The 10,806-nt window shown below is 37.3% G+C and carries 13 protein-coding genes; 9 read left to right on the top strand and 4 right to left on the bottom strand.

Features of this window, described 5'->3' with window-relative positions; all coding sequences use genetic code 11:
• On the bottom strand, positions 1-514 hold a 514-nt coding region (locus H541_RS0109635), incomplete at its 3' end, for a DUF3378 domain-containing protein (RefSeq protein WP_022797102.1).
• Positions 515-715: 201 nt separating this feature from the next.
• On the opposite strand from H541_RS0109635, the gene H541_RS0109630 reads away from it, so the two are divergent.
• The 7 genes from H541_RS0109630 to H541_RS0109595 all read left to right on the top strand — a co-directional run bounded on the left by H541_RS0109630 (position 716) and on the right by H541_RS0109595 (position 6,894).
• On the top strand, positions 716-961 hold the full coding sequence (locus H541_RS0109630; RefSeq protein WP_022797101.1) for a cell division protein ZapA: 246 nt from the start codon (positions 716-718) through the stop codon (positions 959-961).
• A 33-nt stretch (positions 962-994) separates the two neighbouring features.
• On the top strand, positions 995-1,537 hold the full coding sequence (locus tag H541_RS0109625) for a CvpA family protein (protein WP_022797100.1): 543 nt from the start codon (positions 995-997) through the stop codon (positions 1,535-1,537).
• Between the two features lie 51 nt (positions 1,538-1,588).
• Positions 1,589-3,949 (top strand): endonuclease MutS2, encoded by a 2,361-nt coding sequence (locus tag H541_RS0109620; protein ID WP_022797099.1) that lies wholly within the window; start codon positions 1,589-1,591, stop codon positions 3,947-3,949.
• 95 nt (positions 3,950-4,044) lie between these two features.
• The gene (trxA, locus tag H541_RS0109615; protein WP_022797098.1) at positions 4,045-4,359 is read left to right on the top strand and encodes a thioredoxin; all 315 of its coding nucleotides are present in this window, start codon (positions 4,045-4,047) and stop codon (positions 4,357-4,359) included.
• A 358-nt stretch (positions 4,360-4,717) separates the two neighbouring features.
• Positions 4,718-5,545 (top strand): glutamate racemase, encoded by an 828-nt coding sequence (gene racE / locus H541_RS0109605; RefSeq protein WP_026501758.1) that lies wholly within the window; start codon positions 4,718-4,720, stop codon positions 5,543-5,545.
• A gap of 125 nt (positions 5,546-5,670) precedes the next feature.
• Positions 5,671-6,270, top strand: coding sequence for an XTP/dITP diphosphatase (locus tag H541_RS12285; RefSeq protein ID WP_033420902.1), 600 nt, complete (start codon positions 5,671-5,673; stop codon positions 6,268-6,270).
• Positions 6,271-6,381: 111 nt separating this feature from the next.
• The gene (locus tag H541_RS0109595) at positions 6,382-6,894 is read left to right on the top strand and encodes a YfcE family phosphodiesterase (protein WP_022797096.1); all 513 of its coding nucleotides are present in this window, start codon (positions 6,382-6,384) and stop codon (positions 6,892-6,894) included.
• A gap of 195 nt (positions 6,895-7,089) precedes the next feature.
• On the opposite strand, the gene H541_RS0109590 is transcribed toward H541_RS0109595, so the two are convergent.
• Positions 7,090-7,956 (bottom strand): mechanosensitive ion channel family protein, encoded by an 867-nt coding sequence (locus H541_RS0109590; RefSeq protein WP_022797095.1) that lies wholly within the window; start codon positions 7,954-7,956, stop codon positions 7,090-7,092.
• Between the two features lie 138 nt (positions 7,957-8,094).
• Between H541_RS0109590 and H541_RS12280 the strand changes: the two genes are divergently transcribed.
• Together H541_RS12280 and H541_RS0109580 are read left to right on the top strand one after the other, a co-directional pair.
• Positions 8,095-8,637, top strand: a complete 543-nt coding sequence (locus H541_RS12280; protein ID WP_022797094.1) for a DUF948 domain-containing protein — start codon at positions 8,095-8,097, stop codon at positions 8,635-8,637.
• Between the two features lie 33 nt (positions 8,638-8,670).
• Complete coding sequence (locus H541_RS0109580; protein WP_022797093.1) at positions 8,671-9,141, top strand: YtxH domain-containing protein; 471 nt, start codon at positions 8,671-8,673, stop codon at positions 9,139-9,141.
• Positions 9,142-9,320: 179 nt separating this feature from the next.
• On the opposite strand, the gene H541_RS0109575 is transcribed toward H541_RS0109580, so the two are convergent.
• Both H541_RS0109575 and H541_RS0109570 read right to left on the bottom strand, forming a co-directional pair.
• A complete protein-coding gene (locus tag H541_RS0109575; RefSeq protein ID WP_022797092.1) occupies positions 9,321-10,412 on the bottom strand; it encodes a M24 family metallopeptidase in 1,092 nt (363 codons plus the stop codon).
• Between the two features lie 106 nt (positions 10,413-10,518).
• The coding region (locus H541_RS0109570; RefSeq protein WP_022797091.1) for an IS256 family transposase at positions 10,519-10,806 on the bottom strand (288 nt) is incomplete at its 5' end.

Here is a 10,806-nt window from a genome sequence, read left to right as displayed (position 1 = left end):
GGGAAAGAATTTTTGAATCTGTAAGCATCTTTGAATCTTTGACACCGAGTTGCTGCAAACGTGAAATCACGTCCTGAGAGACATATGTAGCACAGACAGTCAGAGAACCAAAGTAACTGCCGTTCCCATTTTCGTCACTACCGATGGTGTTTGACTTGGCTACTAGTGGTGAGACATTAGTACCCTTAGAACTGTTCTTAGAAGTGCTCTTAGAAGTGCTCTTAGAAGTGCTCTTAGAAGTGCTCTTAGAAGTGCTCTTAGAAGTGCTCTTAGAAGTGTTTTTAGACGGACCGTCAATCGCAATAGTTTTAAAACCAAGATCGTTCGCAATTTGGTTCGCTTTTTGACCTTGAATCATTAATTTCAAACTATTATAAAGTGTAATGGTATGATTTTGATACTTAGCTCGGAACTGAGTGTGAGCAATTGGTTCTACAGCAAAATTTTTCAGTTTGTTCATTAACTGATGTGCTTGTTCAGCTGACAGTTTTAGGACGACCGGTTTGTCTGACATAGGAAACTCCTTTAGTTAGGTTTATCTTTGATAAAACTGTGTTAAAATAATGGTAATACGTCTACTTTTGAATGGAATGGAAAAGAATATAAAACTTTTTAGAAAACAAGTTAATAAGTTTTTGAAGACGGTACGATGGTCGCCTTTCACTTAAAGAGTTAGGCTTTCGAGATAGCACGAGATATAAGGAGATAAGATACCATGCAAAATAAAAGTAGGTTTAAAGCTAGCATTAATGGTAAAACATATACCATCACAGGTCAACACTCGGTAGAACACATGAGAGCTGTGGTAGCTATTTTGAATAACGAATTAAACGAAATCAAGAAGGTCAAACCAGATCTTTCTTCAGAAGATGCGGCAATTTTATTGGCTATTAATGCGATGTCTCAGAAAGTAGATCAAGAGAAACAGAAACCTGCTGAGAAGAGTCCACTTGGCCAATAATTCAGTAGGTTAGTTATTATAAGGAGTTAAACTATGTTATTAACACTATTTGTTATTGTGATTCTATTACTAGGTATTTATAACGGAGCTAGAAGGGGATTTGTACTTCAAGTCATCTATGCTGTTGGCTATGCGGCAAGTTATTATATTGCCAATCGTTTTTATATGCCTTTTTCTAAGTACACAGAAATGTTTATTCCGTTTCCATCTGCATCGGAAACCACTAACTTGGTATTCTATAATGCCAATCAAACCCTTCGGATAGACACCACATTTTATAGAGGTATTTCATTTGTCCTATTACTGCTTGCTGGTATAATTGTTACTCGGTTATTGGGGTACTTACTGAAGGATATTAGTTTTTTACCTATCCTTTCCCAAGCTAACAGTCTCATTGGAGCCGTAATAGGTTTAGTGATTAATTATGTTGGTGTTTTCGTCTTATTAACCCTACTCAGCTTAGTACCGGTAGATGCGATCCAAAAACAATTTGTAGATAGTCAAATCGCCTATAAAATTGTGACGGATACACCATACCTTTCAGACAGCTTGTCCCAATTATGGTGGTTGTCCTAAGTGTAGACCTGTCATATAGCCATTTAGAACGAAACAAAAAGGAAAGAAATTATGAATGAAAAAATTATCAAAACGTTAGAGTTTGAGAAAATTCGGGCTAAGGTAGCTGGTCAGACTCGAACTGATTATGGTAAAAAGCTTGCCTTGACCCAAGAGCCTTTGACTGATAGTCAAGTCATCCAACAATTACTTGATCAAACCGATGATGCTATGCAAATCATACGTTATAACAAATATTTACCGATCGCACAACTCGATGATTTGTCTGTTCCCTTAAAACGGTTAGCAGCTTTTGCTGATTTGAATGCTAAAGAATTGTTGACGATCAAGCGATGCTTGGAGATTGTTCGTGACCTTAAGCGTTTCTTGGACAACGAAGAGCAAATTGCGAATGAATTGAAAGAATTGCCAGCATTGATTGCCTCATTAGTGAGCTTACCAGACATAAGGAGTGACTTAGCGCGATCAATTGCGGATGATGCTAGTATTTACGATGATGCGACTCCAAAACTTAAAAGTATTCGGCAGAGTATCAGGTTAGATGAGCAAAAGATTAAAGAGACCCTTGAAAACTATACATCCTATAAATACCAGAAATACTTGAGCGAACCCATTGTAACGTTGCGGAATGATCGTTACGTTATTCCTGTAAAAAGTGAATATAAGCATAAATTTGGTGGTATTGTGCACGACCAAAGTAGTAGTGGGCAAACAGTGTATGTGGAGCCACAAAAAGTAATAACAATGGGGCAAGAGTTAGCTAACTTAAAAACTGCTGAAAGAGAAGAGATACAACAATTATTGTATGAACTATCGGTACTTTTGGTACCTTACCAAGAGGAAATTGCAAACAATATTAGAGTGATAGGTAAACTCGATTATGCCCATGCTAAAGCTCAGTACGCCACTGCAGAAAAAATGAGCTTACCACTGCTGTCGAAAGACCGTTATGTTCGTCTAAAAGAAGCAAGGCATCCCTTACTAACCCTGGATAAAGCTGTTAAGAATGATATTATCATTGGACAAGATTATCAGGCTATTTTGATTACTGGACCAAATACCGGTGGTAAAACGGTGCTATTGAAGACCTTAGGATTGGTTCAACTGATGGCACAATCCGGCTTATTTATCCCAGCTAATGAAGAGAGTACTGTTGGAATATTCGACAATATCTTTGCAGATATTGGTGATGAACAATCCATTGAGCAAAACCTCAGTACATTTTCCAGTCACATGTCAAATATTGTGAGTATCTTAAACTCAGCTACTGACAAGAGTTTAATTCTACTCGATGAGATTGGATCAGGAACTGATCCTCAAGAAGGTGCAGCAATTGCAACTGCTATACTCGATTATATTGGGACGCTTGGTAGTTACGTTGTAGCCTCAACGCACTATCCTGAACTGAAATCATATGGTTACCACCATGCCAACACGATTAATGCTAGTATGACTTTCGATAGTGACACTCTTGCTCCGACTTATCATTTGGTCTTAGGTGTACCTGGACGAAGCAATGCTATTGATATTAGCAGACGGTTAGGCATGCCTGAAGTAATCTTACAGCAAGCAAAAAGTGGGTTGACAGACGAGACCCAGGATTTGAATCGTGTCATTTCTGATTTAGAAGAAAAAAGAGCAGAGGCAGAAAAAGAACAACGGATAGTAGAAAAGAATTTAGCTGAAAGCGACAAACTTCTAAAAGATCTGAAAGCTCAAACGGCTTTTCTCAAAAAAAATAAAGATAGATTGATTGCTGAAGCCAAGGAAGAAGCCAATGCAATGGTAGCTGCTAAGAAACTACAAGCAGACCAATTGATTGCGTCTATTAGATCATTGCAAAAAAAGGCAAATGCGCAACAAGTTAAAGAGCATGAATTGATTGCGAAACAAGGCGATTTTAACCAATTGACATATGAGCGAAAACTGCAAAAGAATAAAGTGTTGAATCGTGCTAAGAGTGAAAAATCGCTCAAAGCTGGAGATGAAGTTGAAGTTATTTCCTTTGGACAAACAGGCGTTTTGTTGGAAAAAACAGGTCCGAAAGAATGGGCTGTTCAAATGGGTATTGTTAAGATGAAATTACCTGAACAAGATTTCAGAGTGATTGATAGAGCGAAAAAAGAAAAGCCAATCCGTGCGACCCTCAAAGGAGGAAGTTCAAGTCATGTTAAGACAAGCCTTGATCTTAGAGGAAAACGGTATGAAGAAGCGATGAAAGACCTAGATCAGTATCTTGATGCAGCTCTATTAGCTAACTATCCACGTGTTACGATTATTCACGGTAAAGGAACGGGAGCTATTAAAGACGCAGTCTGGAAAGTGTTGAGACGCAACAAAGCCGTTAAGCATTTCGAATTTGCGCCCCAAAATCAAGGCGGTAGTGGTGCAACGATTGCCAAATTGGGATAATAATAGTATGATTGAGCCTAACGAGAGCATTAGTGTAGTAGAATCACTAACTTTTTGTTATAATAATCGAGTACAGTAAAAGGAGTGGTAGAATAATGACAACTGAAGTCAATGATAAAATTTTTCATGATACAATCGCTGATGGGGTCACTTTAGTCGATTTTTGGGCGCCGTGGTGTGGTCCTTGTCGGATGCAAGCACCTGCTATTGAAGCTATTTCTGAAGAGTTTGAGGACCGTTTGAAAGTAGCTAAGCTAAATGTAGATGACAATCAAAAAACTGCTCAAGAATTTGGTGTAATGAGTATTCCTACCTTGATTATTTTTAAGGATGGCGAAGAGGTCGATAAAGTTATCGGCTTACACAGTGAAGAACAACTAACTGAGCTAGTTGAAAAGCATATTCAATAATTTTTAAATAGTAAGAGAGACTGTGGCATTAGTTTGCTGTAGCCTCTCTTATTTTTTTGTCCTTAAGTTTGTCCTTAAGATCGATGAATACGATATACTTAACTTGAGTAACAATAATTGGTATACTATAGAAAATAAAAATAGGAGTGATAAGTATGCGTAAATTGAAACAATTACTGAAAATTTTGTTGCTACTGATTCCTTTACTGGCTGCTATTAAGGAGTTCCGGTCAGACGATTATTGATTTTTTGTTACCACGGGTACAAGAAAAGAAAGGCTGAAACCTATTTACGGTGACATAAATAGCCCTGAGTCGTCTCTTAGTTTTCGTAGAATAACAGTAGGGTGTGTAAGACAATGGATAAACCAATTGGAATTATTGATTCAGGGATAGGTGGGCTGACTGTCCTAAAGGAAGCTGAAAAACAACTTCCTAATGAACGTTTTATTTATTTAGGGGACAATTTAAGGTGTCCTTATGGATCAAGAGAGTCTAGCGAGATTGTGACATTTACACGTGAAATGATCAATTATCTCTTACAGTATGATGTTAAATTGATTGTGATAGCTTGTAATACTGCGACAGCACTGGCTCTTGAATATTTGGCGCAAGAAGTACCGGTCCCTATGCTCGGGGTAGTCTATCCCGGCAGTTTGGCCGCTACCAAACAGACGACTAACGGTCATATTGGAGTTATTGGAACCGTTGCTACCATTAATAGCGAGATTTATAAAAGAACTATCCAATCCATAGATCCAGCGGTTAGGATCTATTCGTTAGCGTGTCCAGCCTTCGTTCCAATCATCGAATCGGGAGTAGTAGATGGCAAAGAGTTAGAAACTATTGTAGAAGCAGAATTAATGCCTCTCAAAAGATGGGAACTTGACACACTTATTTTAGGATGTACTCATTTTCCACTTATTAAAGATATTATCAGAGAATCCGTAGGGAATGATATCACCTTAATTGATTCTGGAGCAGAAACGGCAAGAAAACTTAAAAAGATTGTTTTAAAATATGGTATTCAAAACACCAATAAAAGATCAGGAGCTATTAGCTCTTTTAAAACGACTGGGGATGTTAGTCAATTCCAGAAAATCGCTAATTTGTGGCTTGATAAAAGGGTATGGGATATCGAAAAGGTAGATTTAAGTCAGAGAGATGTTAAAGATATATCTTTCTAAGATATACTATTCGAGGATAAATGATTCAAAGAAAAATGAATCTAAGATAAATGATTCTAAGATAAATGAATCTAGGATAAACCATTATAAGACATGTCATTCTAATAGGATTGGAAGGATTGCAAGTGAGTAAAACAATCATCATTGCAACTAAGAATGTTGGCAAGGCCAAAGAATTTAAAAAGCTTTTTGCTAAACAGGGTTATACCATTAAAACATTACTCGATTTTCCAAACTTAAAGGAAGTCGAAGAAACCGGGATTACTTTTGAAGAAAATGCTCGTTTAAAAGCTGAAACAATCGCAACTGAAACCGGGAAAATCGTCATTAGTGATGATTCGGGTTTATGCGTTGATACCTTGATGGGAGAACCAGGGGTTCGGTCTGCGCGTTATGCCGGGAACCATGACGATAACTTAAATAATGCTCGTCTCCTAGCAGTTTTAGGGGAGTTACCAGACGAGTCTCGTAAGGCTCACTTTAACTGTACAATGATAGCTGCTGCGCCTGGAAAAGAAAGTTTAGTTGCAGTAGGCATTTGCGATGGAGAGATAGTTTCTGTTCCTAGAGGAACAAATGGGTTTGGCTACGATCCTTTGTTCGAGGTTGATGGCACCAATAAAACTTTTGGAGAAATGTCCCAAGAGGAAAAGAATAAATATAGTCATCGTGCAAAAGCTACTAAAGCACTATTTAATCACTTTGATGACTGGCTAAGTCGGTAGGCATTGACTAACTTGGCATCTCATCTTCAAGTAATCTAGCGTTTTTAAGTAATTAGGACAGTATTTTTTGTAAAGTTAAGGGGTTAGCGGTTGATAGAAGGAGGCGCATATATGAAATACTTAGTCATCAGTGACAATCACAGCCAATTACATCCAATGGACGATATCATTGATAGTTATCGGAATAGAGTAGATTATGTCGTTCATTGTGGCGACTCAGAATTCAGTTTTTCTGATCCAGTATTTTCAGGAGTCTATGCTGTAAGAGGGAATTGTGACTTTGACACTCGCTTCCCAGATGAATTGACTGTAGGAGAAGTATTTGTAGCTCATGGCCATTTGCTTGGCGTTAAAAGTTCTTTGAGAAGCCTTGCTAAAGCTGCTAAAAGTCATGGCAAAAGAATTGCTTTTTATGGGCATACCCACGTGTTCGGAGTAGACGACTTAGTGGATGATGTTGTCTGTATTAATCCTGGTAGTATTTCACTTCCTAAGGGACCAAATAGTGAGTATAAAACGGTTGCCATCGTAGAAGTTGATTCTTCTAATAGACATGTTTTAGTTAATTACTATGATGACCAGATGCATGAATTAAGTCAGTTTAGCACATCACTAGATTATTGATCATAAAGCAATTGATCATAAAGCACGTTGCTTATAAAAAACACGTTGTTTAAAAAAAGAATGTGAGTATAAAACACGTTGATCATAAGACGCGTGAGTATAATGTAACAGGTGAAAAAGATCTCATAAAAAAGATCTCAAGTATTTCTTGAGATCTTTTTTGCTTGATTCGCTGTAATATAGGGTAAACCCACTTTATCGTGGTGTCGGAATAGAGGAAACTGGTGTATTTGGTAGATCAATTCCTTCTTCTGCCATTGCCTCTAAGTACAGTGTCAACAGTTTTGATTGGACATCAACTTGCAATCCTGCGTCTACAAACAAAGTTACTCTATAGTAGAGTTGCCCGGAAGGCAAGGATGATAGTCCATTAAAAATTGGGCCTTTGTAAATATTAGGTAGTTGGCTCTTATTGGCTTCAGTTACGTCGTTGATGATCAGTTCCATTTTCTTGATTGGTGTATCATTATAGACGAATATATCGACAGTAGCTCTCATATGGCCTTGAGAGGAGTTGCCAACAACTAGTATCTGACGGTTTGGAATGTAGTAGATCGTGCCATCAAAACCGGTTAACTGAGTGCTCCTTAACCCAACATTTGTAACTGTTCCAACATAGGTATCAATTGTCAAAGTATCCCCCACGTCAAATTGGTGCTCTAACAAAATGAAAAAACCATTCATGACATCTGTCAAAAACCCTTGAGCACCAAGCCCAATAGCGATACCAGCAATACCAGCACCAGCCAATAGTGAAGAAACTGGGAGACCTAACAACGATAAAATGCCGTAGATCAAAACGAAATAGTAGAGATATTGAATGCAATTCTCGACTAACTTCATCAACGTTTTTGAACGATTAAAGGTTGATGTCTTCCGTGAGAGGTAATTTCTAAAAGAATGATTTGAGATAGAGATTAAGATACTTTTAATGATTGTTGCAGTAATGACAAAGACAATCAACTTAATTCCGGCAGATAAGCATGCTGTTAAAAAGCTTTCCCAGTCGAAATTTAAATAGTGTTTTAAAAAACTTTCCAGGTTACTAAAGAATTGCTGCATAAAGGAAACCTCCTAATGAACTTAGTATAGCAAATCACTGATGATATGTCAGTCTGGATAGTGATTTCTGGCATCCATTGTCTTAAAATGCTATCATAACATTATAGACAAAATAAATGATAAAGGAGTGAGTGCTAAGTGACTATTGGAGAAATATCTGGCTTGATAGCTGCGCTAGCTTTTGTGGCTTTAGTCGTTTTTTTAATCATCAATTTACGTAAAACAGCCTCTGTATTTGAGGAAATTGAAAAAACAGTTGGTGAAGTCAATGAAACAATTGCTATGGTCAATAAAAATGTCAATAACATTTCAGATGAAGTAGAAGGATTGCTGAATAAAGCTAACGATCTAGTAGCTGATATTAATCAAAAAGTTGAGAAAACTGATCCTTTGTTCACTGCAATCGGAGATATTGGAACTTCTGTATCTGATGTTAATGATTCTAGCAGAAACTTGGTCGAGTCATTAGCTTCTAAATCAAAGAAAACACAACGAAAAAGAAGTAGCTTAAGTAAAGTAGGGGCTGTTGTCAATCAGTTTAAAAAGGCAAAGAGTGACCGGAATACAAAAGTTTCTGTACCAGATATCACTGTGACTTCTGATTATCCTGATGCAAGTAATGGGGAAATAAAAGAAGTCATTATACCAAATGAGGGTAGAGATTCTACTGAAATTAAGTAGCGTTTTTGAAAAAAGAGAATAGGAGAGATTGTTATGACAAAAAATAGTGGTGGATTTTTACTAGGAGCAATTATTGGAGGCGTATCTGCAGCAGCAGCAGCTTTGTTGTTTGCACCAAAATCAGGAGCAGAATTGCGTAAAGATATCGCTGATGAAGCAGATCGTTTACTTGATCAATTACAAGAGTACTCTGATATCGCTGTAGATCGCGGTTCTGAATTCACGCAAACTGCTAAAGAAGCGTCTTCAGATATCAAGTTAAACTTGCAAGATACAGCCAATGTGGTTAAGGATCATTTGACCGAAGCAACTTCAAAAGTTAAAGATACAGCTAAATCAGCTAAAAAAGATTTTTATGAAACTGGTAAAGATGCTGCAGATTCAGTGAAAAAAGCTGCAGATGATACAAAAGAAGAGCTAAAGGACACTGCTGAAAAAGCGACGAAAGAAGCCAATGAAACAGCAGATAAAGCAGTTAAAGAAGTCGACGAAGCTTCCAAATAATCGCTTGATGTAGATTATTACTGTGCAAAGTTAAAGCTACAGCATTTTTATTATGCTGTAGCTTTTTATTCTGCCTTATTATTTGCTTTTATTTTTTGATAACGTTTGGTTAGCATACAGTCAATGGTGAATTGAACGCTTGAGTAATCCTATGATGGTTTGCTGTAACTAGTTCCAATTTATTGAGTTATCAGATAAGGAGAGTGAGTAAACTTTATAAAACCTTCTTCTGACATATAACCACAATCTTCGATTCTGACACCTATATCGCCATGAATATAAATACCGGGTTCAATTGAGAAACACATCCCAGGTTTGATTTCTAAGTCGCTTCCTTCAACGATCGATGGATATTCGTGACAACTTCTCCCAATGCCATGTCCAAGGCGATGAATGAAATAGTCACCATAGCCACCATCAGTGATTACGTCTCTAGCAATTTGATCAACTTCACTAGCTGTCATACCAATTTTAGCTTCTGCAATTGCTTTATCATGTGCTAATTGAACTAAATCATGTATTTTTTTATAGTGTTCGCTAAGAGAGGCAACATCGCCATTATAGAACATTCTAGTCATGTCAGATGCATAGCCCATCCACATAACTCCTAAATCTGCTAATACAAATTCATTATCCTGTAAGACACGGTCGCCAGGTTCTCCGTGTGGGTCAGCAGCATGGTCTCCAAATAGTATGAGGGTAGAAAAACTAAATTCTTCAATACCATTTTCACGCATTTCTTGTTCTACGACATTTTTCAATTGTGTTTCAGTAATACCAGTCTTGATATGTTTTTTGACTAGGCTTGTCATTAAATCTGCTTTTTCACCAGACTCTATCAACAGTTTGATTTGTTCAGGTGTTTTAAACATTCTTTCATATTCTAGCCAACTAGTGGCATCTTCTTTGATGCTAAAAGGCGTGAACTTCTTGATGTTTGTCATCCTACCATAGGTAAAGTGGTCATATTCAACTGCAATGTTAAGAATCTTATCCTCTTTTTTGATATGTTTACTGAATTCTTCATAGGGATTTTGATCATCCGTTGCTCCAAATACAGGGATATCGGTTTTTTCCTCAGCCATATTGACTTCCAAAGCTGGTGTCATCAAAAAATCATTGTCTTTAGCCGAAACAAATAAGGCTAAAAAGCGTTCATGTGGATCAGATAAGTAACCAGTTAATTCAAAAATAGCAATCGGAGAAGTTACAATTGCAGCATCAAGTTTTTCCTGCTTGAGCCATGTTTTAAAATCTGTAAATCTAGTCATTGAAATTCCCTCTTTCTTTTGTCTACACTGTAATTATAGTTTAACATCTTCTTTTAAGTCAAGTCCATAATCTTGTGTAAAATACACTACAATGTTCAACCTTCTCTCACTGATCAAATTTAAGATACTTTCTGGTCGAGCCAAGCCATTCTTCGTGGGTATCTATCAATAAAGCACCAACCAATCGGTTGGCAGAAGCACGGTTAGGAAAGATGCGAATGATTTTCTCTCTTCGACGAACTTCTTGGTTTAAACGTTCAATAAGGTTGGTGCTTTTCAGTCGGTTATGTCCATGACCGCTGACAGTGTACTGAAAGGCATCTTCGAAGCCGTCATCCAGGGTTTCACAGGCCTTTGTATATTTTGTTTGGTCAACATAGTCATTAACGAGACG

Source organism: Bavariicoccus seileri WCC 4188, from assembly GCF_000421665.1.
Taxonomy (GTDB): Bacteria; Bacillota; Bacilli; order Lactobacillales; family Aerococcaceae; genus Bavariicoccus; species Bavariicoccus seileri.
This window is presented reverse-complemented; position numbering and strand designations above follow the sequence as displayed.

Coding starts and splice junctions, on each gene's coding strand:
- H541_RS0109630 (WP_022797101.1), top strand. CDS start 716: ATGCAAAATAAAAGTAGGTTTAAAGCTAGCATTAATGGTAAAACATAT.
- H541_RS0109625 (WP_022797100.1), top strand. CDS start 995: ATGTTATTAACACTATTTGTTATTGTGATTCTATTACTAGGTATTTAT.
- H541_RS0109620 (WP_022797099.1), top strand. CDS start 1,589: ATGAATGAAAAAATTATCAAAACGTTAGAGTTTGAGAAAATTCGGGCT.
- trxA (WP_022797098.1), top strand. CDS start 4,045: ATGACAACTGAAGTCAATGATAAAATTTTTCATGATACAATCGCTGAT.
- racE (WP_026501758.1), top strand. CDS start 4,718: ATGGATAAACCAATTGGAATTATTGATTCAGGGATAGGTGGGCTGACT.
- H541_RS0109595 (WP_022797096.1), top strand. CDS start 6,382: ATGAAATACTTAGTCATCAGTGACAATCACAGCCAATTACATCCAATG.
- H541_RS0109590 (WP_022797095.1), bottom strand. CDS start 7,956: ATGCAGCAATTCTTTAGTAACCTGGAAAGTTTTTTAAAACACTATTTA.
- H541_RS0109580 (WP_022797093.1), top strand. CDS start 8,671: ATGACAAAAAATAGTGGTGGATTTTTACTAGGAGCAATTATTGGAGGC.
- H541_RS0109575 (WP_022797092.1), bottom strand. CDS start 10,412: ATGACTAGATTTACAGATTTTAAAACATGGCTCAAGCAGGAAAAACTT.